The sequence below is a fragment of the Plantactinospora sp. WMMC1484 genome, from assembly GCF_049315195.1.
In the GTDB taxonomy this organism is placed as follows: Bacteria; Actinomycetota; Actinomycetes; order Mycobacteriales; family Micromonosporaceae; genus Plantactinospora.
In genome coordinates, this window is sequence record NZ_CP186055.1 from 21,492 (window position 1) to 45,193 (window position 23,702).

Here is a 23,702-nt window from a genome sequence, read left to right on the forward strand (position 1 = left end):
CCGGTCCACAGAGTGCGCGTACCTACCCACGTCGGCCCCGGACCCGTCGCCGAACGCCGGCGCGCCGCCCTCAGGGTCGGGTCTGCTCGTGCAACCAGGTCGAATAGTCGGGGTTACCGCCCTCCACCCAGGTCACCAGCACCTCCGGCACCTCGTAGGGGTGAGCCGCGCGCACCTGGTCGATCAGGGCCTCGACCCGGTCCGGCGCGGTCTTGAACACGACCGTCCACTCCCGGGTGGTCTCCATCCGCGACTCCCACCAGTAGGTGCTGTCCACCGGCCCGCTCACCTGCGCGCAGGCTGCCAGCCGGCCGGCGACCGCGGCGGCGGCGAGCACGTCCGCGACCGCCCGCGCGTCCACCACCGTCGTCACGATGCAGATCTGGTCCACGCCGGGCACCCTACGCCCGACCGTCGTCGCCGCGATGCGCATCCACCCACTCGTCGATCCGGGCCCACCAGTCGAAGAGCCAGTCGATCCGCTCCTCGCGGCCCTTCGGCACCTCCTCCGGCGGCACCGACCAGAATCGCATCACGATCCGCTTGTCCATCGGCAGTTCCCGCCACACGTCGGCGATGGTGAGCATCCGGTCCAGCCCGGTGTGCGCGACGAAAATGACCCCGGCGTCGGGTGCGGCGTCGAGCGCGGCGAGCACGCCGCCAGGCTGCGGAGCCAGCACGTGCCGCATTCCCTCGGCCCGCCTCGCCATGTCGTGGAAGCCCCGGGACCGGAGCAGGTCGATGGCGCGGAGGCGCCGGCCCGGTGTGAAGTTGCCGCCCTCCGGAAAGATCACGAAGGCGTCGTTCTCGTCAAGGTTGACCGCGAGGTGGCCGATCTGCTCGACAACCGACTCCCGGGGCTCGGCCGTCGGTCCGTCCGGTCCGATCCGGGTCTTGCGGCGGCGGCTTGCCGCGATGAACCGGTTGGGCAGCCGGTTGAGCATCACATCGACGGCCGGATCCCATTGCAGGGTGTCCTTGAGCACGATCCGTGGTTCCCGCTTGAACCAGTTGACCAGCGCGTGGATCAGGATGAACGAGTCACCCGGACCGGCGTGCCGGGAGAGCACCAGCTCGGGGCGGCCCGGCAGTGCGGTGTCCGGGTCGGTGCCGACGACGTCGATGCGCAGCCGCAGCGTCCACCGCGCCTGCCAGAACAGCGCCGTGAGGAACCATCCGGCCAGGAGGTAGTGCGCGCGTTGGAAGGCGGGGGAGCGCTTGTGCCAGCCGAAGCCCGAGCCGACCCAGAGCCCGAAGAGTGCCACCAGGGCTGCCGCGTCCCAGAGCAGGTAGACGATTCCCACCCAGAGCACCCGGAGCGGGCGCAGGTGGCCGGGCACCAGCGGCGAGATCGCCGCGGCGATGATCAGCCACACCGGAAGCGTGGTCACCACCAGTACGGCGAGCAGTACCGTGCCGGGAGCGAGCACGACCCGCCGGACCCACCTCGGTGGCAGCGGCATCAGGCGCGGTCCAGGTGCTCGGTGAGATAGCGCCGGGACGCGGTGTAGGCCCGGCTGATCCGCCGGCCCACCGCCGCCATGTCCCGGTACGCCCACGGGGTGTCGTCGCGTGGGCCGAGCCCACCGGTCGGCAGCACGTGCACCTCCACGCCGTCGGGAAGCGCCGCCATCTCCCGGGCGAACCGGTGCCGCCGGGCGATCTCGAAGGCCACCTGGGCAATCTCCCACGGCCGGCGGGGCGGGCTCAACGGCCGTTCGATCCGGCCGACCTGGAGCACGAAGATCTGCCTGGCGCCGGCGTGCACCGCCTCGCCGATCGGGATCGAGTTGACGATCCCGCCGTCGACGAAGTGTTCACCGTCGATCAGGGCCGGCGGCAGCAGCCCGGGCACGGACGCCGAGGCGAGCACGGCCGGCACCACCGGGCCGGTGCGGAACCAGTGCTCGGCGGCGCGCTCGATGCTCGCCGCGCAACACCGGAACGGCACCTTGAGGTCCGCGAACGTCCTGTGCTCGCCGAGTTCCGTCTCCAGCAACCGGCGCAGCGGGCGCGGCGAGTGCAGGTGGGTCCGGGCGGCGAAGCGGCGCAGTTGCCGGGCGATCGAGTCGCCGTACACCTCGCTCGCCTCCGGTGAGGCCCAGAGCCGGACCAGCCGGTCGGTGACCGCCTCGGAGGGGTCGGCGGCGACGAGTGCGCCGTTCACCGCTCCGATCGAGGTGCCGAGCACCAGATCGGGGTGGATGCCGGCCCGGAACAGCGCCCGCAGCATGCCCACCTCGACGGCGCCGAGCACGCCGCCGCCGCCGAGCACGAACGCCACCGGACCGCTGACCATGACGTTCATCCTGGCACGTGCCGCCCACCCCGACCCGGCGGGCCGGCCGGGCGGCACCGGGATCGACAAGCATGGTCCGCCCGGCCCGGGCCGTCGGTCGGGACGTGCGTCGCCCGCCCCGGCCCGGCCGCTCCTTCGCCGCCCGACCCCCGACGGCGATCTCCTGATCAGGCGTACGTGTCCGTCTGCCGGTCCGTCGTTGACAGGAGGTAGCCAGTCACGGAGCCTGATACGACCCCATCCACACAGCCTGATGTGACTCCCGACTTCTCCCAGGCAGGTGCGACCAACAATGGCAGCGTTGCAGGCGGGCGGCCTGCTCGCCCGCAGGTATCGGCTCATCGACCGGATTGGTGCCGGCGGCATGTCGGTGATCTGGCGCGCCCGTGACGAGGTGCTCGACCGGGTGGTGGCGGTGAAGGTGCTCGCCGCGTCTCTCGCCGCCGACGCGAAGTTCCGGGAGATGGTCCGCGAGGAGGCCCGAGCGGCCGCACAACTCGTCCATCCACACGTCACCGCCGTGCACGACTACGGCGAGACCCTGGGGCCGGACGGCGGCATCACCGCCTTCGTGGTGATGGAACTGTTGACCGGCGAGGAACTGAAGGCCGAACTCACCGCCGGACCGCTGCCGTGGCAGACCGCGGTGGAGATCTGCGCCCAGGTGGCCGAGGCCCTGGCCGCCGCCCACCGGCTCGGCATCGTGCACCGGGACATCACCCCGGCCAACATCATGATGACCGCCACCGGCGCCAAGGTGCTCGACTTCGGCATCGCCACCCAGGTTGGCGCCCCGGACGAGGACGAGGACGGCGAGACGTTCGGCACCCCGGCTTACGTGGCGCCGGAACGGCTGGACGGGCTTCCGGCACAGCCGGCGACCGACACCTACTCGCTGGGCGTGCTGCTCTACGAGACCCTGACCGGCCGGGTGCCCTTTCCGGCCGACACCTGGGAGGAACTGACCCGGGCGATGCAGGTCGGCACGGAGCCGACGCTGGAGGGCGTACCCGATCTGCCGCCTGCGGTGGCGGACATCTGCCTGCGCTGCCTGGCCCGTGACCCGGTCGAGCGGCCGACGGCCGCACAGGTCGGCGAGTTGCTCCGCCACCAGCTGCTGGCCGCCGACCCGCGCCGGGCCGTGCTGAGCCACACCCGCCCCGGTGCGGTGTCGGCGGTGACCGCGGCGCTGCCGTCGCCGGCCGCACCGGCGCTGGCGGCGGCGACCATCGTGTCGACGCCACAGCCCCCGACTCCACACGTCGCCACACCAGCACAGCTCCCGACCTCGCAGACCCCGACACCACACGTTCCGACACCGCAGGCCCCGGATGGGCACGCTGTTGCCGCAGCCGTGGCGGCCACGTCCGGCAACGCTCCGACAGGCGGTGACGCGACAGGCCGCACGCCGCCGGGCGGCACCGGCCGGGCGGCGGAGGACCAAAGACCGGCGGTGCCGGGGCCGACCGCTCCGGCGCCACCCGTTCCGGCGGGGCCGGCGACCGTACCGCCCCGGCCGGGCCGGGTCCTGCTGGTCGCCACCGCGGCGCTGGTCGTACTCACCGTCACCGTCGTGCTCGTCTCCGTGCTCGGTCCCGAGTCGGGTTCGGGGCCGACCGGGGCGAACACCGCCGGACCGGACGCGGTGGCGACCCCTACCTCGCCCGGTACGCCGGGACCGGGCGCGGCCGGCCCCGCCGCCACGCCCGGCACGGCCGGGCCGGTTGACGTGGTGGACAACCCGAACATCCCACCGCAGCCGCTCAGCGAGGTGATGGCCCAGCTCTACCAGATCGTCGACGACGGGGTGACGGCGAACGCGATCGAGGACCACGCCGGGGTGGACCTGCGCAACCACCTCCGCAACCTCCGGGCCGACTCGGCCGGCCCCACGCCGGACCTGGCCGGTCAGGTGACGCTGCTGCGCGACAAGGTCACGGTCCGCCGCGACGAGGGCTCGATCAGTCCCGAGTACGCCGAACTGCTCGACGCCGCCCTGGTCCGCCTGGCCAGTGCCGTGTGAACCGGCTCGGCCCGACCGGTTGCTCGCCGCCCCTTCTTCCGCGCTCTCGTCCTCTTCCTACTCCTCGCCTTCTTCTTCCCCGTCGCCGCCGAAGTCGAAGACCTCGTCGGCAACCATGCCGGCGGCGAAGCCGAGCGCGGCGCCGCCCGCCGCACCGGCGAGCACGCCGCCCATGCCGGGGCCCCGGTCGTGCTCCTCGTCGTGGTGGCCGTGCCCGCCGTGGTGGCCGTGCCCGCCGTGGTGGCCGTGCCCGCCGTGGTGGCCGTAACCGCCGTGGTGGCCGTAACCGGGATCGGCGTGGCCGCCGAGGCCGCTCCGATAGGCGTGGTGCTGGCCAAGCGCCTCGGTCAGCCAACCGTCGACCACACCAACCCAGTCGGTACGGTCGGCGTTCACATGGTCGATCCGATAGCGGCCGTAGGAGTCGTGTCCGCCGGCGAAGAGCCCTGCCCGCTTGTCGAACTCCAACACGACGTGTACGCCCTGCGGGTCGGTGACGAAGGTGAGCTCGACCTCGTTGACGGCGTGTGCGTACTGTGGTGCGGCGTAGAACTCGATCTCCTGGAAGAACGGCAGGGTCTGGTGCAGGCCGTAGATCTGGCCACGCTCCAGGTCCGCTCCCCTGAACTGGAATCCGAGGGCACCGAACGCCTCCAGGATCCTCTCCTGCGCGGGAAGCGGGTAGACGTACACCGGGTCCAGGTCGCCCTTGTCGATGGCACCGCGGATGGCGACCTCGGTACGCAGGCCCATGGTCATGCCGTGCAGGCGCTGCCCGTACAGATCGGTGAGCGGGGACTCCCACGGCATCACGATCTGGAACGGCAGGGAGCACTGTTCGCCTTCCCGCAGGTGCAGCCCATCCGAGACGTCCGACCGGTGGAACTCGACGAACGCGTCGTACTCCTCCTCGGCGCCGTCAACTTCGATCCGGGTCACCAGTCCGACGGCGACGTGCTCGATGTCGACGTCGTGACTGCCACCGGTCAGGTTCACCTGCCCGGTCAGGGGCAGCCCCGGTCGGGTGTTCGGGTTCGACAGGACGCTGTCCACACCGGGCGCGCCGACGCCGAAGGCGCCCAGCATCTTCTTGAAGACCACGTACTTCTCCCTGACGGCGGTAATGATCACACTGACGGTCGTCTCCACGGAGACGCCGCGACCGCGCCGTCCACTGTGGATCTCATACTCCCGGGGACGTTAACAACGAGTCCTGAAAGATTGCTGAGTGTTTCGTCTCAACTACGCAAAGCTATAGCGTGAACGTGATTCATCCAGATTCGTACGTTGCGTGATGTACGAGGTCGGGGCCGGGGGCCGCGCGAAGAAGCCATCCGGGAGTACTCACCTTCCGCCATCCGCGGCATCTGTGTGACAGACATCACGTTCATCCGGACGTGACGCGAGGCGGGCCGCGTGCCCGGTCCCGGCGGTGGTGCCAGCCGGATCAGCCGAGCCGGATCCGGTCGCCGGAGGTGTCGAAGAGCATGAGTTGATCCAGGTCGACCGCGAGCGTGATCGGCTCCCCGACCCGGGGCAGCAGTGGCATCGGCAGCCGCACCACGACCTCGCCGGCCGGAGGCGGTTCGTCCCCGAGCTCGGGGTCGTAGACCGGATAGAAGCCGTACTCGGTGCGGGCCGTGGCCGGCGGCTGCTCCGGCCGGGAATGCGGAATCATCCTGGCCAGCCGGTCGATGACCGGGTGCCCGCTCGGCAGGTCTTCGGCGATCAGGTCGGAGAGGTGCTGACCGGTCGTGGGGTGTTCCAGCCTGGCCTGTGACGACGAGGTCGGCACCGTGTCGGTGGTCACGTGCACCAGCGCCTCGTGGCCGAGGTTCTCGACCAACCGGACCACGCCCCGCAGCACCGGGGTCGAGCCGGGCGGCGGGTCCGGCACCGGGCTGAGCGCATCGGCCCGCAGCGCGCAGGTGACGCGCTCGGTGTGGCGTTCACGCAGCGGGCGTACCCGGGGGTCCTCCGGCGGCAGCTCGATCAGCTGCGATCCGAGATCGAGCAGCACGCCGCCGTCGGGCGCGTAGATGGCGGCCTGCAACAGGTTCGCCCGGGGCGTACCGAGGAAGGCCGCCACGAAGAGCGTGCGCGGATCCCGGTAGACCTCGGCTGGCGAACCGATCTGCTGGAGCCGCCCCCGGCGCAGCACGGCGACCCGGTCGGCCATGGTCATCGCCTCGACCTGGTCGTGCGTCACGTAGAGGGTGGTCATCTCCAGCCGCCGGGCGACCGCGACCACCTCGCCGCGCAGCTCCGCCCGGAGACCCGCGTCCACATTGGAAAGCGGCTCGTCGAGCAGGAACACCCGGGACTCCGCCGCCATCGCCCGGGCCATCGCCGCACGCTGCCGCTGCCCGCCGGAGAGCTGGCTCGGCCTGCGGTCGAGCAGGTCGGAGATGCCGAGTTGCTCGGCGATCTCCGTGACCCGGGCCGCGGCTCTGGCCGAGGGCTCCTGGTGGAGGCTCATCGGAAAGCGGATGTTCTCGGCTACCGTCAGGTGCGGATAGAGCGCGTAGTCCTGGAAGACCATCGACAGTTGCCGGCCGGGACCGGCGCCGCCCGTCACCGGCTCGTCGTCGATAAGCACCCGGCCACTGGTCGGCTCCTCCAGTCCGGCGACCAGGCGCAGGATCGTCGACTTGCCGCACCCGGTCGGCCCCAGAAGGGCGACGAACTCGCCCGAGCCGACCTCGATGCTCACGTCGTCCACCGCAACGGTGCCGTCGGGGAACACCTTCGTCAACCTGTCGGTGGCGATGCTGACCACGGCGACCACCTCCTGTCGCCATCGTCCGGGGTCGGCGGGACGCGCGCCAGTCCGGTTGCGCCGGGCGGCCGGATCGGCCGCGCCGGACCGACCGGAACGGTGCACCGGACGGCATGATGCCAGGGCGTCACCCGGAACGCTCTCCCGGCTCCCGCCACCGCGAGGAAGCGGCACGCCGGCGGGGTCAGGACGCGGGGCCGGTCGGCGGCGGTTCGACGCGTACCGTCCGATCCATCCAACCGTCGCCGTCGTCGTCGTACATCCGCTTCTCGAAGAAGCCGTCGTGGTTCTTGTCGTACTCGCTGATGTCGACCAGGCCGTCGGCGTCCAGGTCGTGCCCGACGAAGTCGGTACGCCCGTCCCGGTCGAGGTCGACCAGGATGTCCACCCCACCGTCGGCCCGGCCCGCCAGCGTGTGCCGGTCCCACGTCCCGTCACCGTCGACGTCGACCCGGGTCCGGTAGCCGTCCGGTACGGGCGGCACGGCGTCATCGGCGGCCTGGGACGGGGACGGGGACGGTTCGCCCGGCAGTGGCCCGGCGGCTCCGAAGCCCGTCTCCGCCGCCGGACCGAAGCCGGACTGTGGTGCGGCTCCGGGACCGGGCGCCGGACCGAACCCGGCCTCGGCACCGGCCAGGGCGGCGGCGAGGCCGTCGTCCGGATCGGTCAGTGCGCCCGCCAACCCGCCGGTGGGTTGGGCGAGTGCGGCATCGGTGGCCGACCCGATCTCCCGGCCGATCTCGTCACCGAGCCCGGCCAGCCCACCCACCGGTGCGGCGGAACTCCCGGGCCCGGCCGGCGCGGCGCAGCCCGGCGCCCCGGCGAGCGGCGGGACCCCCGCCCCGGGCTCTGCCGCCGCCCCGAATCCCTGCACCACACCGGATGCGGCGGCACCGGAGCCGCCGGACGGAGACGGGCCGAGCCCGGTGGTGGCGATCTCGGCGGCTCCCGGCAACGCGCCGGCCAGCCCGGCGAGCGGGGCGAACATGCCGAAGACGCTCGACTGGTTGGCCCGGGTCTCCACCGCGTGTTGGGCGCCGGTGTCGCCACCGAGCTGAAGCTGCAGCAGGGCCAGTTCGTCGGCGTCGAGCCGGTAGCCGGCGAGCGCGACGACCGGATCCGCGGCGAGCGCGGCGGCGAACGCCGGATCGGTCACCAACCGTTCCAGTACGTCGTCGAAGTCACCCACGGTCGCCTCCTCAGCACGCCGGTCGCTCCAGGCTATCCGTACTCCGCCAACGCAGTGGCCCGGCCGACCCGGTGCCCGCCCCGGTCAGTCCAGTTCGGGCATTGGTACCGGTTGCGGACGCGGCCGGCAGGTGCCGCACTGCACGGCGTCCTCGACCACCAGCCCTTCGGCCCGGCCGCGCGCCTCCGACCGGTGCACCTGCAGCAGGTACGGGCCGAACCGCGCATGGTCCTCACAGACCCCACGCCCGCAGAAGCGGCACCCACCCCGCGCCGCCTTGGGACAGAACCAACAGAGCACTACGAACTCCTTACCCGATGGTCGCCGGTTGGCAGGGGGCCACGGTGATCGGACTACCGTTCAGGCGGCTCTGCGCCCCGTCGCTGTCCACCGCGGTGACCCAGACGTCGAGCGTGCCGCCCCGGTTACCCTGCCCCGGGTACGGCACCGGGCCGACGGTGCCGTGGTAGGCACCGTCCGGCGACATCCGGGCCGAGCCGGTGGCGAAACCGCTCCAGTGCACGGTCACCGTCAGGCCGCCACCGGAGTCCCGGTCGTCCGAGACGACGACCGCCGCGCTGGCCGTCCTGGGCTCCTGCGTGCACTGTTTTCCGTCCTGGTCCTGACTCAGGGTCCCGCCCGGATCGTCCTGCCAGCTGATCACGGGTGGCCGGTTGGCCGGCGTGGTGGGGGCGGTGGTGGGACGTGTGGTGCGGGGCGGGGTCGCGGGCGGGCCGGCGGTGGTCGGCCGGCCGCCCGGCGGTGTGCCGGTGCTCGGCGTCGGGGCGACACCGCCGGTCGTCGATGGGGGCGTCGGGGTCACGGGTGTCGCGGTCGGCGACGGGCCGGCGGTCGGTGACGGTGTCGGAAACGGCAGGCCGGGCGTGCCCGTCTCCGGGTCGCCCGGCGTCGGGGATCCACCGCCGCCCGGCGGTGTCCCGCCGCCGCAGCCCACGTCGCGGCGGTGCTCCGGCTGGCGTACCCCGGCGACGCGTACCTCGCCGGTGGAGACCTCGATGCCCCGGACCCAGGCTGCGTACCGGGCCGCTCCCCGGTTGCTGATCCCACCGCCGGTCCGGTCCACCAGCAGCACCAGGGGTGCGAAGGCGTCACTCGGGCTCTCGGTGTCGGTGAGCATCCGGCCGGTGTCCAGGGTCAGCCGGCCGTGCGGGGTGCGGGTCCGGGCGCCGTCGCTCCAGAGTGGACCGAGCACGGCCCGGGAGCCGGCGCAGAAGACGCTCGTCGCGCCGCCCCGGTAGGTCAGCAGGGCACGGGAGCGTACCGGCACCCGGATCTGGTCGCCCTGCGAGACATAGATCCGCTCGCCCTCGGCCAGCCGCACGGCCCGGCCGTCCACCACCGCGTCGACCCGGCCGGAGTCGGCGCGCAACAGGGCATGGTCGTCGGGCATCTCCGCCCAGGCCGGGCCGGGGACCAGGTTGCTCGCCGTGGTGAGGAGCGCCAACAGCAGGAAGAGCAGGACCAGCCACCACAGCCGCCGCTCGAACCGCCGGTCGACCTCCGGGGCCGCGCCGGCCGGTGGCGGCCCGGGTGGCGCGGCCAGCGGTGGATAGCCCGCGTCGGGGTGGACGCCGGCCCGGGGCGCGCTGCCGGGCGTACCGCGCTCGACCGGCGGCGCCGGGTCGGCCGCGCCGAGGGCCAGCGGCAGGCCGGTGACCGCGGGCAGCGCCCAGACCCGGACCGGGGTACGGGCGGTGGCCACCGTGCCCGGCTCGCCCTCCCCGGCCGGGCCGATCAGGGTGCCCCGGCGCAGTTGGGTGCCGTCCGGCAGCTCGATCACCCCGGACTCCACCACCACCGCGTCGTTCGCGCCGGTGAGCACGACCGGCTCCCCGGCGGCGAGCGCCAGGACCCGGGCACCGGAGACCAGGCCCAGCCGGTCCTCGGCGCTGAGCCCGCGCAGCGCCGGCGCCTCGCTGAAGAGCGCCTCGGCCACGGCCCGGTCGCTGGGCGGCGGGCCGGGCAGCGGCCCCACCCCGGCGACCACCGACGAGGCCGGCAGTCCCAGCAGGAGGGTCCCGGCGGTGTGCCAGTCCAGCGCGGCCGGCGCCCCGCCGAGCGCGCTCGCCAGCCCGATCACCCCGCCCGGCCCGACCCGCTGCCGGACCAGCCCGCCCGGGTCGCCGGGCCGCCGACCCTCCATCGCGCCCTCCACCACCAGGAAGACGGTCGACTGGGCGGCACCGGCGAAGACCAGGTGCGTGCCGGTACGCGGACGTACCCACGCGGACCGTTCGGCCAGCTCGGCCAGGGTCGCACCGGGCAGCCGGCCCAGCGGCGAGTTCCGCAGCGCGGCCAGCCGGCGGGGCAGGTCGAGCCGGTGCCGCCGCTCCGCCCAGCGGGTGCGGGCCCGGCGTACCGACCGGGCGAGCCAGCCGACGACGAGGTAGACCAGCGGGGCGGCCAGCCCGGCGATCACGGCGACCAGCAGCAGTCGGGCCGGCCAGCCGGACCGCCAGAGCCCGAGCACCAGCCCGGCGACCCGGTCGGTCCAGATCCGCCAGCCGACGTTGACCGCGATGACCACCCAGAGCACGGCGAGGGTGCCGTAGAGGGCGACGATCCGCCCCTCCCGGTCGAGCTGCGCCCAGCGCGGCGGCCGGCGGCGCAGCCGGGCCAGCACGTACGACAGCCCGCGTGCGCGCAGGTTGGGGATCTCCAACCAGTCCATCAGCAGGTAGTAGCCGTCGAGCGCGAGAAACGGGTTGAGGTTGAACAGCGCGTTCAGATACCAGGCGAAGGCGAGCTTGAACGTCCACGGCGCCGCCTCCGGCACCAGTACGCCGACGAGCTGGGCGAGACCGGCCAGGACCAGGCCGGCGGCCGGTCCCGCCGCCGTGGTGAGCATCCGGGCCCGGCGGCCGGCCATCCAGACGTCCGTGGTGTCGACGAAGACCGACGGGATGCCGAAGTAGACCAGGAAGCCGGCGGCCGGCACCCGCCGACCGGCGTGCTTCGTCGCCAGCGCGTGCCCCAGCTCGTGCGAGGCGAGCGCGAGAATGTTCAGCCCGAGCAGCACCGCCGCGCCGGCCGCGTACGAGCCGTCGGTCAGGAAGAGGGACTGGCTGCCGGCCCACCAGGTCCAGCCGAAGAGCAGCAGCCCCGCGACCGCCACCGCGCCGAGCAGCCAGGCGGCGACCCGGGTGAAGAACAGCCGGCCGCCGGCCCGGTAGAGGAAATCGACAAGCGGGTCGACGTCGGCCACCACCGTGCGCTGGCCCCGGGCGGCGGCGAGGAGACCCCGGCCGAGTCGCACCGGCCAGGGCCGGCGCTGCACCCGGTCCAGCGGCCGGAACGCGTCCACCGGCAGCTCGGCCAGCATCCGGTTGCCGGCCAGGTCGGCGACGACCCGGGTGACCTGGTCCGGGGCGAGCCGGCCGGCAATCCGGGCGAACTCCGCGACCAGCCGGGCCACCGTGCGGGAGCCGTCCATCAGTCGGGCGAGCTGCCACTCCTCGGGCGAGAGCCGCAGGTAGCAGGCGCCACCCCCGGAGTCCGGCGAGCGGAGCATCACGTACGGCACGTCGCGTACGGAGACCAACTCGGCGCACTCGATGCCGGGCCGCAGCACCGGACGGGCCCGGGCCGGGTTCAGCCGCTCGACGACGGCACTCCACAGCCCCGGGTCGGCCGGTCCCACCGGACTGCCGGGGGCACGGCCGGCCAGCGCCTCCCAGACGCTCACCCGGCTCTCGACGACGGCCACCGAACCCCTGCCTCCCGCGTCCCGCTGCGGCTCGCAGAGTAAGGCGTCGATCCCACCCTGACGCGCTCGCGTCCACTACCCGACAGGGAGCGTGGCTGACGTCGTACCCGAAAAGCAAGCGGAGCCCGCGCCCGACGGCGGGCGGGCCGACGGTGTCACCAGGCGACGGTGGGCGCCGACGCCGGACGGACGGGCGCTTCGAGGCCCGCCCCGGCGACGGCCAGATAGACCCGCTCGTACTCCTGCGCCATCCGTTCGGCGGAGAAGTCGCGGCGGACGTGCGCGGCGCAGGCGGCCGGATCCAGTCGGGAGGTCTGCAGCAGCGCCCCGGCCAGCTCGGCCGGCTCGTCGCAGATGAACCCCGTCTCGCCCGGCCGGACGAGTTCCGGCACGGCTCCCCTGCGCAGTGCCACCACCGGGGTGCCGGTGGCCATCGCCTCGACCATCACCATGCCGAACGGCTCCTCCCAGCGGATCGGCATGATGAGACAGCGGGCGGCGAGCATCAGCCGCACCGTGGCGTCCCGGTCGGGGTTGCGCAGCACGGTCACGTCCGGCCCGAGCATCGGCTCGACGACCTGTTCCAGATAGCGGCGTTCGGAGCGCTCGTCGCACTTGCCGGCCAGCACCAGCGGCAGGCCGGCGGCCCGGCATGCCTCGATCGCCAGGTCCGGTCCCTTGTCCGCGCTGAACCGGGCGAGCCAGAGCACCGGGCCCATCCCCGGCGCCGACTTGGTCACCAGGTTGGCCGTCGAGATTCCGTTGTGCACGGTGGCGATCCAGGGCAGCTCGGGAGCCAGCCGTCGCTGGGTGTGCGAGATGGCCACCAGGCCCGCCGTGTGGTCGACGTCGCCGAGCACCTCCCGCAGCTCGCCGGTCGGCTTGCCGTGCACGGTGGTGACGGTCGGCACCGGACGATCGGCGGCGCCGTACGGGCCGGCGGTGGTGTGGTCGTGTACCACGTCGAACGAGTCCGGGGAGATCATCCGATTGGCCCGGGTCAGGTGGGCCAGTTCCGGCAGGATCTGGCCCAGCCGGTGGTGCTGCAACTCCGGGACGGTAGCGACGAAGTGCGCGGAGGTGCCGGTGCCGGTCCCGGCGCCGAAGAGGGTCACCTCGTGCCCCCTGGCGACCAGCGCGTCGACCAGGGCCGAGCAGACCTGTTCCAGCCCGCCGTAGCCGGGCGGTGGAAGCTCGTACCACGGCGGGACGACCATGGCGATCCGGAGCCGGCGCTCCGGCGTGACGCGTTCCGACGAGTTGCTGCTCACGAAGGGGTCCTCCCTTCGGTGCCGGCCGGGTGGCTGCTAATTCCGTGAGATCCGGGATCGGCGGGTACGGCTGCTCCGGACACGGCTGCTCCGGACACGGCTGCTCCGGACACGGTTGTGGACACGGCTGTGGGCACGGGTCAGCACGCGATGCTGAGCCGGATCTCGACGTCGGCGACGCCGGGAGCGGCCCAGGCGATCCGTTCCGCCTCCTCGCGCTCCAGCCACGACCGCACCTCGCCGACGAGCACGACCGTCTCGCCGTCGACGCCGATCTCGATCGTGCCGGCGTCGAGGTCGACGCGCCGGGCGAGAGCGGTCCGGATGTCCCGCTCGATCTCCTCCTCGCCCAGGTCACCGGTTGGCTGGACGGCGATCAGGTTGGTGACCCCGCGTACCCCGGTCAGCCTCCGGAGCGCCCGCTCGGCGGCGCGCTTCTGGAAGCCCCACTCCACCTCGCCGCGGAGCGTCAGCCAGCCGTTGGCGGCGGTCGTCTCGATCCGGTCGACCGGGACGAAGGCGTCCCACTCCAGGGCACGGCTCGCCGCCGTGGCGATGTCGGTGTCGGTGCGCTCCGCCGAACCAGGCAGCCGTACCTCGATGTCGTTGGCGACCGCCCGGTTGCCCCGGACGCGGTGCGCGGCGCGTTCCGCGGACCATTTACGGGCGTAGCTGTCCACCTGCCCGGTCAGGGTCACGATGCCACTGGTGACCGAAACGCCCACCTCGCTGGCCCGCAATCGGGCGTCCCAGGCCAGCTCGGCCAGCACGTCGCCCTGAATGTCGGCGTCACTGCGCGCCATCGTCGCGGTACTCATCGCCGTTCCTCCCCGGGTCCCGCTCCGCCCCCGGCCGACCCGCCGGGGACCGGCCCGCCGTCGAGGCCGGACCACTCCCGATACTCGCCCCCGGCCGGGTGAGCCGTGCTCACCCGGAGCAGGTGAAGCGGATTCGGGGGCGGACGAAAAGGGAGGAGCGGCGGGCGACCTGACCAACCCCCTTGGTCATGTCGCCCGCCGCCCTGGGGAGGAGGCTTGCTTCCGCCCGTACGGAAGGTCTACCCCGAAGCGTACGGAGGTTCTCTCCTTACGACGTTTCGGCAAGCGTCACGGTTGCCGTTTTTTCCACTCCGTTTCGGGAGTAGGTCACCTGCACCTGGTCACCGACCTTGCCCGCCTGCACGGCACCGACCAGATCGTCGGCGTCAGCGATCTTCTTGTCGCCGAACTGGGTCACCACGTCGCCCTGCTGGAGGCCGGCCTGCTCGGCCGGGCTGCCCGGCACCACCCCGGCGATCAGCGCCCCGCCGTCCTCGGCCGGGGTCACCTGGACCCCGAGCGACGGGTGGCTGACCTCCTCACCCCGCTGGAGCGCCTGGGCCACCGTCATGGCCTTGTTGCTCGGGATCGCGAAACCGACGCCGATGTTTCCGTTGCCGCCGCCGGCGGTGAGGATGGCGGTGTTGATGCCGATGACCTCCGCCTTGGTGTTGACCAGCGCGCCGCCGGAGTTACCCGGGTTGATCGGGGCGTCGGTCTGCAACAGGCCGGAGATCGAGGTGGCACCCTCCTGCGGGTTCTCGAACGGGTTCTGCTCGCCCCCGCCACCGGCCCGGATGGTCCGGTCCCGGGCGCTGATGATCCCGGCGGTCACCGAACCCTGCAGGCCGAGCGGGCTGCCGAGCGCGAGTACCTGGTCGCCGACCTGCATCGCGTCGCTGTCGCCGAACTTCGCGGTGGTCAGGTCGGAGACCCCGTCGGCCTTCACCACGGCCAGGTCGGTCTTCGGATCGGTGCCGACGACCTTGGCGGTGGCGTTCCGGCCGTCCGCGAAGAAGACCTTGACCTCACCGCCGTTGGCGTTGGCCACCACGTGGTTGTTGGTCAGCACGAAGCCGTCGGCGCTCATCACCACGCCCGACCCCTCGGCGCTGCTGGCGCTGATCGAGACCACGCTGTCCTGGACCTGGGCGGCGATTTTCGGCAGGTCGGCCGGGTTGATGACGGGGGCCGCCGAGTAGGTGCGGTTGGTGACGCCCGGGGCGTCGTCGTCGAGCGCGGTGGCGATGGCGCCACCCGCCAGGCCGGAGCCGACCATCAGGGCCAGCGCCGCCACCCCGATCGCCAGGACCCTGCCCACGCGGCCGGGACCGGACGGACGACCGGGAGTGCCGGGGGTGGCCCAGGGCGGCGGCACCGGCCCGCCGGAGTGCGGCGGCTGCGGCGGCGCCCCGGAGGCCGGAGCGTACGGGCCGGTGTGGCCGGTGTGGCCGGGTGCCGCCCACGGCGAGTGCGGGTGCTGACCGGCCGGCGGCGCCTGCCACTGACCGGTGCCCGCCGGGCCGGACGCCACCGGAGAAGCACCGGTGCGGCCGGCCGGCGGCAGGCTGTACGGCTGCCCGGAGGCGGGCGCTGCGGCGTACGGGTTGGCGCCGTACGGCTGGCCCGCGGAGGACGGCGTCGGGCCGTACGGCTGCCCGGAGGCGGGCGAGGTGCCGTACGGGGCACCGCTGGAGGCGGCCGAGCCGGTGGTCGACGCTGCCGCGTCGGCGCCGGTCGTGCCGGGATCGGACGGCCCGCGGTCGTCACGCGGCAGCTCCGCGGTGGGGTGCGATTGCTCGCGGTCGGCGTTGGCCGGCCGCCGCTGCGGGTCGGTCTCGAAGTCGCTCATGCCCCTACCTTGCCCCCTCGCTCTGCGACGTACCTTGAACCCGCCTGGAGATTCCCTGAGAATTACTCTACGTCGATTGGTCGGCGGTTCCGGGCACCCCGAAGACCTCCGGTCCGTCGGAAACTTCTGGCTCCTCGGAGATCTCCGGTGCGCGTGGTAGCCGCACCTGGAAGGTCGCCCCGCCGCCCGGGGTCTCCACCACCGCGACGCTGCCGTTATGCCCCGCCACCAGTGCGCTGACGATGGCCAGCCCGAGCCCGGTGCTCACCCCGCCGCCGGCCCGGCGGGTCCGGGCGGCATCCGCCCGGTAGAACCGCTCGAAGACCCGCTCGGCCTGCTCCGGGCTCAATCCGGGGCCGGTGTCGGCGACCTCGATCACCGCCTCGTTCCGCTCGGCCCGCAGCCGCAGCGTCACCGCCGCCTCCGGCGGTGTGTGGGTCAGGGCATTCGTCATCAGGTTGCCGAGCACCTGGCGCAGCCGGGCGTCGTCGCCGTACACCACGAGCGACCCGGCCCCCTGCTCGATCTCCAGGCTGATCGACCGCTCCGGCGCGATCGCCTTGGCGGCCTGTACCGCGTCGCTGGCCAGCACCGGCAGCTCGACCGGGGCCAGGGTGAGCGGTCGTTCCCGGTCGAGCCTGGCCAGCAGCAGCAGGTCCTCGACGAGCAGCCCCATCCGGGCCGCCTCGTCCTCGATCCGGCGGAGCAGCCGGGCGGTCTCCTCCGGCGAGGCCGCGGCACCCTGGCGGTGCAGTTCGGCGAAACCCCGGATGGTGGTCAGCGGGGTACGCAGTTCGTGCGAGGCGTCGGCGATGAACTGCCGCATCCGCTCCTCGGAGCGCCGGGACCGCGACTCCGAGGCCTGGGCGGCCAGCGCGGCGTTGCGGGCCGCCGCCTCCGCGCCGCGCGCGTTCGCCTCGGCCGCCCGGGCCGCCGCCTCGGAGGCAGCGCGGGCGGTGAAGGCCATCTCGATCTGGCTGAGCATGGTGTTCAGGGTCCGGGAGAGCCGGCCGAGCTCGGTCTTCGCCTCGATCTCGCCCGGTTCCGGATCGGGCACCCGGCGGGACAGGTCGCCGCCGGCGATGGCCGCCGCGGTCCGCTCGATCTCCACCAGCGGTCTCAGGCTGGTACGCACGATCGCCGCCCCCGCCGCCGCGAGGGTGATCAGCACAGAGCCGCCGACCAGCACGTCGATCCAGATCAGTTCCTTGACCGCCAGGTCGACCTCGGTGAGGTGCTGCCCGACGGCGAGGAAGCTGCCGTCCGCGCCGCGCACGATCATCATCCGCCAGCGGTACTGCCGGTCACTCGACGCGATGGTGAAGATCTTCCGGTCGGCGTGCCGGTCGTACCAGGCCGCGTCGTTGAGTGTCCCGGGCAGGTTGGGCACGTCCAGCGCATGATCGTCGTAGAGCGGGATGTAGTTGCGGTCCCGCTGGCTGACCAGCACCACCAGATAGTCGGTGGGCAGCGTCGGCCGCCCGGTCTCCGGGTCGCGCTGGAGCCGGTCGAACAGTTCGGTGGTCGACTGGCGGGTGAAGTCCTGGAGCTGGTCGTCGATCCGGCCGACCAGGTAACTGCGCAGGAAAAAGGCGGTCATCACGCTGATCACCACCAGCGCCGCGGCCACCAGGACGAGGACCGCGGCAACCAGCTTGATCCGCAGCGGGGTGGCCCGCAGCCGCCCCTTCAGCGGCAGAGCGGCATTCACGCCGCCGGCTTGCGGAGCACGTAGCCGACGCCGCGCAGGGTGTGGATCAGCCGGGGCTGGGTGGTGTCGACCTTGCGCCGCAGGTAGGAGATGTAGGACTCCACGATGTTGTCGTCGCCCCGGAAGTCGTAGTTCCAGACGTGGTCCAGGATCTGCGCCTTGGAGAGCACCCGATTGGCATTGAGCATCAGGTAGCGCAGCAGCTTGAACTCGGTCGGCGAGAGCTGCACCCGCTTGCCGGCCCGGTGCACCTCGTGGGTCTCCTCGTCCAGTTCCAGGTCGGCGAAGGTGAGCCGGGACGGTGCGTGCTCACCGGTCGCGGTCCGCCGCAGCACCGCCCGGATCCGGGCGGTCAGCTCCTCCAGGCTGAACGGCTTGGTGACGTAGTCGTCGCCGCCGAGGGTCAACCCGCGGATCTTGTCGTCGGTCGCGTCCCGGGCGGTGAGGAAGACCACCGGGGTCCGGGTGCCACCCTCGCGGAGCAGCCGGATCACCTCGAAGCCGTCGAGGTCGGGCAGCATGACGTCGAGGACGACCAGGTCGGGCCGCCGCTCCTTCGCCGCGCTGACCGCCGCGCTCCCGCTGGTGGCGGTGGCCACGTCGAAGCCGGCGAACCTCAAACTGGCGGAGAGCAGCTCGAGGATGTTCGGGTCGTCCTCCACGACGAGTAGCCGGGCCTCGCTCTGGGTTGTCGCTGCCATCTCGCCATCATCCGTGTTTCCGCTGCGGCTCGGCTGAGCAACCCCTGAAAGTTTTCTGAGAGTCGGCCCCGGACCGTTCCGCAGTCAGCGCAGCAGCCGGCGCAGCCCGTCCAGTGCCCCGTTGAGCACCCGGGCCGCCGTACGCAGTTGGTTCTCCGTGAAGTGGCCACTGCGGGCCAGTACGCGTACCTCGGCGACGAAGGCCAGCAGCTCCCGGTCGAACTCGTCGCCGGGATCGTCCGCCTGTGCCCGGTTCGACCAGGCGCCGGCCGTCCACTCCTCGGCGTCCGGTCCGGCCGAACAGTCGCCGGCCACGCCAGCACCTGTCCCCGCCCCGCCGCCCGTCCCCGCCCCGCCGCCCGTCCCCGCGCCGCCACCCGTCCCCGCGCCGCCGCCCGTCCCCGCCCCGCCGCCCGTCCCCGCGCCGGCACCGGTCGCCGCGTCCCGGCGGCTCGCGCCCGGATCCCACGCCCCGGCACCGCGGCGGGTCTGCCGGAGGGCGGCCCGCAGCTCCTGCTTGAGATCGCGGACGGAGCCGCGTACCTCGGACCGGATCGCACCCGCCAGCCGCGTGAGGTCCGAGACCGAGGCGCGGATCTCCGACTCCAGGCTGGCCAGCTCGTCCGCCCGCCGCAGCAGCTCGGCCCGGCCTTCCTCGGTGATCCGATAGACCTTCCGGCCGCCGACCGCGTCGTGTGTGACCAGCCCCTCTGCCTCCATGCGGGCGAGGCGGGGATAGATCGTGCCGGCGCTCGGCGCATACAGCCCGAGAAAACGCTCCTCGAGCAGCCGGATCAGCTCGTAGCCGTGCCGGGGCCCACCGTCGAGCAGCTTCAGCAGATAGAGCCGGAGCCGGCCGTGGCCGAACACGGTCGTCATATCGCCTCGCTCCGGGTGCTGGCCGATCCGGCCGGCAGGGCGCGGGCACGGACGGCGGACGTGCGTCCCACCACGATAACGCGATACATCGCGTTCCCGGAAAGGCGCCGGCGCGTCGGCGAGCGGCGACGTCTGGCCGCCGGCTCGGTGGGCAGCGACTCAGGCCGCCAGCTCGTGGGCAGCGACTCAGGCCGCCAGCTCCAACGACTCAGGCCGCCAGTTCCAACGGCACCGCATCCGCCGGAGGCACCGAGGCGGCAGCAACGGCGGGTACGGCGGGTACGGAGGGTACGGCGGCGGATGGGGCGGTGCCGCGTACCGCCGATTGCGCCGCTGCGGCGAGTCGGCGCCGGTCCACGGCGCCGTCGGCCCACGGCTCGTCGACGACCGTGAGGGTCACCGCCAGACCGCGCACTGCCAGGGCCCGCCGTACCGACGTGTAGAGGCTCTCCTCGGCCAGGAAGGCCGGTGCCGTGGTGTCCCCGGCCCCGGCGGCTTCACCGCCGGTAGCGACCGGTCCGGCCGACTCGCCCGGCGCGAGTCCGTAGGTGAGGCGTACCGGCACCACCGGTGCCGCCGCGTCGATCGCGGCCTGGAAGAGCGCCGGGCGGAACGGGACCGCCTCGCCGCAACCGATCGCCCGCCGTGGTAGGCCGCACCAGGTCGTACCCTCCGGGAAGACCGCGACCACGCCGTCGGCCCGGAGCACCTCCGCCACCTGTGCCACCGTCTCCGGCAGAGTCCGCGGCCGGGTCCGGTCGATGAAGACCGTCCCGCCGAGCGCCGCCAGCGGTCCGATCAGCGGCCAGCGGCGTACCTCGTGCTTGGCCAGCAACCGGGCCGGCGTGACGGCGAGGATGGCGAGGACGTCCAGCCAGGAGACGTGGTTGGCCACCAGCAGCGCCCGCCGCAGCGGCGGCCGGCCCCGCACGTCGAGGCGAATCCCGCCGGCCCGCAGCACCGTGCGGGCCCAGCGCCGCCCGGCGGCCTGCCGGCCGGCTCGGGACAGGACCGGAAGCACCGGCAGCAACAGCGCGCCGAAGAGCAGGGCACCGACGAGCGCCACCAGCCGGACCAGTTGGCGCGCTCCGGAGACCCTCGGCACCTCCCCCGGTGCCGGCAGGCAGGCCGGCCCGCAGTTGGACTGCGGCCGCCAGAGCGACCTGCGGTGGCTCGCGGTTCCGGAGGAGGCCGGACCGGAGGAGGCCGGACCGGAGGAGGCCGGACCGGAGGAGGCCGGCGGCCGGTCGGGTGTCGGGGCGGCGCTCGGGCCCGGTCGGGTCGGGGCCGGCGCTGTCCGGGTGCTCATCGGTCCGGGCCGAGGAAGTGCCGGCGGTACCGGTCGGGCATCCGGTCCATCGAGAGCAGGACGTAGAGGTCGGCAACGTCGAACTCGGGGTCGTACGCCGGCTCTCCGCAGACCCAGGCCCCCAGCCGCAGATAGCCCCGGAGCAGCGGCGGCATCGCCACCCGGCCACCGGTGGTGGCCGGAGCCGCGCCGGCGGCCAGCGCGGCCGCGGCGGTCGGCTCGGCGAGCCAGGGCCGGTGCGGCCGGACCCGCATCGGCGGCGGCGAGAGGTGGCGCCGCTGCACCTCGGCCCAGACCCCGAGCGCGGTCGCGCCACCGTCGTGCAGCGGCACCGAGGCGCAGCCGGCGAGCCAGCGGAGGCCACGTAGTTGCAGGTAACGGGCGATACCGGCCCACATCAGGTTGATCACGGCACCGGACCGGTGCGCCGGGTCGACGCAGGAGCGGCCGATCTCGACCACCTCGTCGCGGAGCGGCGCGAGCGGGGAGAGGTCGAACTCGCCCTCGGCGTACCGCCGGCCGGCGCGGGCCGCCCGGTCCGGCAGGAGCATCCGGTACGTGCCCACCACCGCCCCGGACCGGTCCTCCCGGACGATGAGGTGCTCGCAGTACTGGTCGAGATCGTCGACGTCGAGTCCGGGGGTCGGCGAGCGGAGGTTGGCGCCGAACTCGTCAACGAACACGGTGTGCCGAAGTCGTTGTGCGGCGGCTACCTGCGATGCGCCCTCGGCGATCAGCAGGGTGTATCCGCTGGTCCCGGTTTGTGCCGGGGCGGTGAGCAGAACGGCCATGGTCTCTGTGTAGGCCCCCGGCCTGCCCTGGACGTGTCGGCTGACGGCCGGTGGCGTGTCGAAACGGTGAACGGGATGTGGTCGCGGCGCCCGGCGGGTCGGCGAGAATTCCGACCTCCCCCGCAGGGGGCGTCCGAGCTGGTAAATTTCGCCCCTCCTCCCCACACGGCGCGGCTCGTGCTCGAGGAGGACGGGCTCCTGCCCAGGGATGAGGACCGGGTACGCAATGATCCCGATTGACCGCCCGGCTCAGATTGTCGACGCTGGGTGACGGCGTGGCCGGCACGGCGACGCCTCACGGAGGGAGAGACATGTCCGACGGGCGACTGAGCCCAACAGCCGGAAGCGGCCAGATAGTGGTCTCCGGTCTTACGAAGGTCTATCGCAATGTCCGCGCGGTCGACAACCTGTCGTTCACCGTCGAGCCGGGCCGGGTCACCGGCTTTCTGGGCCCGAACGGTGCCGGCAAGACGACCACGCTGCGGATGCTGCTCAACCTTGTCACGCCGACGGCGGGCAGCGCGACCATCGGCGGCGCCCGCTACGCGGATTTGTCGCAGCCGATCCGGCACGTCGGGGCAGTGTTGGAGGCGTCGAGCGCGCACAAGGGCCGCACCGGCGTCAACCACCTGCGGGTGACCTGTGCCGCCGCCGGGCTGCCGAAGCAGCGGGCCGACGAGGCGCTCGCCCTGGTCGGACTCACCCCGGCCGCCAAGCGGAAGTTCAAGGGCTATTCGCTGGGGATGAGGCAGCGGCTCGGCATCGCCGCCGCAATGCTCGGCGATCCCCGGGTGCTGATCCTGGACGAGCCGGCCAACGGGCTCGACCCGGAGGGCATCCGGTGGATGCGCGGCTTTCTCAAGGCGCTCGCCGCGGAGGGGCGTACGGTGCTGGTCTCCAGCCACCTGCTCTCCGAGATGCAGCTGCTCGCCGACGACGTGGTGATCATCGCCGCCGGCAAGCTGGTCCGGCAGGGCCGGATCGACGAGGTGGTCGGCTCGATGGCCCAGACGGGCAGGGTCCGGGTCCGGACCCCGCAGGACGAGGAGCTGGCTACCGCGCTGACCGGCAACGGCGCCACGGTGACCCGGAGCGATGACGGCCTGCTGCTGGTCGAGGGCGCGGACGCCCCGACGGTGGGCCGGGCCGCGCTGGCGGCAAAGGTCGAGCTGCACGAGCTGACCACCGAGCGCCCGGACCTGGAGGGCGTCTTCCTGGAGCTGACGGCCGGAAAGGCGGGGATCCGATGAACCTGGTCCGCTCCGAGCTGCTGAAGATCCGCACCACGAACACCTGGTGGGTCTTTGCCCTGATCACGCTCCCCCTCTGGGGGCTGACCCTGCTGATCAACTATTTCCAGTCCCAGGCCCTGCTCGATCCGGCCGGCGTCGGCGTGCCCGAGGCGGACGCGCAGAACCCGCAGTTCCAGGCCGCCGGGGAGCACGTCAACGTGGCGGCGAACCTCTACACCAACGGCCAGTTCTTCGGCGTGCTGATCGTGATGCTGCTCGGTGTGCTCGTGGTCACCAACGAGTTCCAGCACCAGACCGCCACCACGACGTTCCTGACCACGCCGCACCGTACCGCCGTGGTACTGGCCAAGCTGGTCGCCGCGGGCATCCTCGGGCTGCTCTTCTGGGTCGTCACCACCGGCCTCAACCTGGTGTTCACCCCGCTCATCCTGGGCAGCCTGGACGTGTCGAGCCAGCTCGGCGTGGGCGCGGTCTGGCAGGCGATCGGGCTCAACGGGCTCGCCTACCTGCTCTGGGCCGTCTTCGGCATCGGGTTCGGGGTGCTGATCCGCAGCCAGATCGGCGCCACCGTCACGGCGCTGCTGGTCTACCTCGCCGGCTACATCGGCGCGATCATCGTGCTGTCGATCCTGGCCGACCGGTTCGGCGACTGGATCAACAACCTTCAGTTGATCGTGCCGTCGCTGGCTTCCCAGTTGATGGCCACCGGCACCGACCTGCCGGGCAGCCCGCCCCGCTGGGCGGGTGCCGCCGTGATGATCGCGTACGCGGTGGTGACCGGCACCATCGGCACATTGATCATGAGGAAGCGGGACGTCTCCTGACCCTTCGGGGAGCGCTCGTCGGTTCACTCGTCGGTTCATCGGAAACCCGGCCGGGGTCATCGACCCCGGCCGGGTCCCTTGTTACCGACCGGCCGGGTCCCTTGTTACCGATCAGCCGACAACTCGCAAAACCTGTGAAACACGACACGGGTCCGATGCGACAATGCTGTCGGTTACCGCACGGCGTAGCCTTGGACACGTCTTTCGACGCAGCCCCCCGGCCCGGGTGGCAGGAGACCGCGTGACATACGACCCGCGTGAAAGAGGCGATTACCG

At 72.9% G+C, this 23,702-nt stretch carries 18 protein-coding genes; 3 read left to right on the forward strand and 15 right to left on the reverse strand.

The features are described 5' to 3' along the window. Nucleotides 1–70: 70 nt before the first annotated feature. Genes cutA through ACN28C_RS00110 form a run of 3 tightly spaced genes read right to left on the reverse strand, consistent with a single transcriptional unit; the run spans nucleotide 71 to nucleotide 2,299 of the window. On the reverse strand, nucleotides 71–391 hold the full coding sequence (cutA, locus tag ACN28C_RS00100; protein WP_422771588.1) for a divalent-cation tolerance protein CutA: 321 nt from the start codon (nucleotides 389–391) through the stop codon (nucleotides 71–73). 10 nt (nucleotides 392–401) lie between these two features. Then, nucleotides 402–1,463 (reverse strand): 1-acyl-sn-glycerol-3-phosphate acyltransferase, encoded by a 1,062-nt coding sequence (locus tag ACN28C_RS00105; protein ID WP_422771589.1) that lies wholly within the window; start codon nucleotides 1,461–1,463, stop codon nucleotides 402–404. Next, nucleotides 1,463–2,299, reverse strand: coding sequence for a patatin-like phospholipase family protein (locus ACN28C_RS00110; protein ID WP_422771590.1), 837 nt, complete (start codon nucleotides 2,297–2,299; stop codon nucleotides 1,463–1,465). The genes ACN28C_RS00105 and ACN28C_RS00110 overlap by 1 nt, the downstream gene beginning before the upstream one ends. A 292-nt stretch (nucleotides 2,300–2,591) precedes the next feature. On the opposite strand from ACN28C_RS00110, the gene ACN28C_RS00115 reads away from it, so the two are divergent. Continuing rightward, a complete protein-coding gene (locus ACN28C_RS00115) occupies nucleotides 2,592–4,322 on the forward strand; it encodes a serine/threonine-protein kinase (protein WP_422771591.1) in 1,731 nt (576 codons plus the stop codon). Nucleotides 4,323–4,379: 57 nt separating this feature from the next. On the opposite strand, the gene ACN28C_RS00120 is transcribed toward ACN28C_RS00115, so the two are convergent. The 12 genes from ACN28C_RS00120 to ACN28C_RS00175 all read right to left on the reverse strand — a co-directional run bounded on the left by ACN28C_RS00120 (nucleotide 4,380) and on the right by ACN28C_RS00175 (nucleotide 21,349). Continuing rightward, nucleotides 4,380–5,423 carry a sporulation protein gene (locus tag ACN28C_RS00120; RefSeq protein ID WP_422774908.1) on the reverse strand — a complete coding sequence of 348 codons (1,044 nt, stop codon included), beginning with the start codon at nucleotides 5,421–5,423 and terminating at the stop codon, nucleotides 4,380–4,382. A gap of 346 nt (nucleotides 5,424–5,769) precedes the next feature. Continuing rightward, the gene (locus ACN28C_RS00125; protein ID WP_422771592.1) at nucleotides 5,770–7,101 is read right to left on the reverse strand and encodes an ABC transporter ATP-binding protein; all 1,332 of its coding nucleotides are present in this window, start codon (nucleotides 7,099–7,101) and stop codon (nucleotides 5,770–5,772) included. 184 nt (nucleotides 7,102–7,285) lie between these two features. Beyond that, nucleotides 7,286–8,290: a hypothetical protein gene (locus tag ACN28C_RS00130; RefSeq protein ID WP_422771593.1), complete on the reverse strand. Its 1,005-nt coding sequence runs from the start codon at nucleotides 8,288–8,290 to the stop codon at nucleotides 7,286–7,288. A gap of 310 nt (nucleotides 8,291–8,600) precedes the next feature. Then, nucleotides 8,601–12,017 (reverse strand): cyclic nucleotide-binding protein, encoded by a 3,417-nt coding sequence (locus ACN28C_RS00135; protein ID WP_422771594.1) that lies wholly within the window; start codon nucleotides 12,015–12,017, stop codon nucleotides 8,601–8,603. Between the two features lie 155 nt (nucleotides 12,018–12,172). Next, nucleotides 12,173–13,288, reverse strand: a complete 1,116-nt coding sequence (locus ACN28C_RS00140; RefSeq protein WP_422771595.1) for a glycosyltransferase family 4 protein — start codon at nucleotides 13,286–13,288, stop codon at nucleotides 12,173–12,175. Between the two features lie 140 nt (nucleotides 13,289–13,428). Beyond that, nucleotides 13,429–14,106, reverse strand: coding sequence for a BON domain-containing protein (locus tag ACN28C_RS00145; RefSeq protein WP_422771596.1), 678 nt, complete (start codon nucleotides 14,104–14,106; stop codon nucleotides 13,429–13,431). A gap of 268 nt (nucleotides 14,107–14,374) precedes the next feature. Beyond that, nucleotides 14,375–15,958 (reverse strand): trypsin-like peptidase domain-containing protein, encoded by a 1,584-nt coding sequence (locus ACN28C_RS00150; RefSeq protein WP_422771597.1) that lies wholly within the window; start codon nucleotides 15,956–15,958, stop codon nucleotides 14,375–14,377. 67 nt (nucleotides 15,959–16,025) lie between these two features. Continuing rightward, nucleotides 16,026–17,669, reverse strand: a complete 1,644-nt coding sequence (locus ACN28C_RS00155; RefSeq protein WP_422771598.1) for an ATP-binding protein — start codon at nucleotides 17,667–17,669, stop codon at nucleotides 16,026–16,028. Beyond that, nucleotides 17,666–18,370 (reverse strand): response regulator transcription factor, encoded by a 705-nt coding sequence (locus ACN28C_RS00160; protein WP_422771599.1) that lies wholly within the window; start codon nucleotides 18,368–18,370, stop codon nucleotides 17,666–17,668. The genes ACN28C_RS00155 and ACN28C_RS00160 overlap by 4 nt, the downstream gene beginning before the upstream one ends. Nucleotides 18,371–18,454: 84 nt before the next feature. Beyond that, nucleotides 18,455–19,249: a PadR family transcriptional regulator gene (locus tag ACN28C_RS00165; RefSeq protein WP_422771600.1), complete on the reverse strand. Its 795-nt coding sequence runs from the start codon at nucleotides 19,247–19,249 to the stop codon at nucleotides 18,455–18,457. Between the two features lie 208 nt (nucleotides 19,250–19,457). After that, a complete protein-coding gene (locus ACN28C_RS00170) occupies nucleotides 19,458–20,558 on the reverse strand; it encodes a lysophospholipid acyltransferase family protein (protein WP_422771601.1) in 1,101 nt (366 codons plus the stop codon). Continuing rightward, the gene (locus ACN28C_RS00175) at nucleotides 20,555–21,349 is read right to left on the reverse strand and encodes a GNAT family N-acetyltransferase (RefSeq protein ID WP_422771602.1); all 795 of its coding nucleotides are present in this window, start codon (nucleotides 21,347–21,349) and stop codon (nucleotides 20,555–20,557) included. The genes ACN28C_RS00170 and ACN28C_RS00175 overlap by 4 nt, the downstream gene beginning before the upstream one ends. Before the next feature lie 311 nt (nucleotides 21,350–21,660). Here ACN28C_RS00175 and ACN28C_RS00180 point away from each other — a divergent pair, with 311 nt between their 5' ends. Next, complete coding sequence (locus tag ACN28C_RS00180) at nucleotides 21,661–22,599, forward strand: ABC transporter ATP-binding protein (RefSeq protein WP_422771603.1); 939 nt, start codon at nucleotides 21,661–21,663, stop codon at nucleotides 22,597–22,599. Then, nucleotides 22,596–23,426 (forward strand): ABC transporter permease, encoded by an 831-nt coding sequence (locus ACN28C_RS00185; RefSeq protein ID WP_421490724.1) that lies wholly within the window; start codon nucleotides 22,596–22,598, stop codon nucleotides 23,424–23,426. Before ACN28C_RS00180 ends, ACN28C_RS00185 begins: the two co-directional genes overlap by 4 nt. The last annotated feature ends 276 nt before the right edge of the window (nucleotides 23,427–23,702 follow it).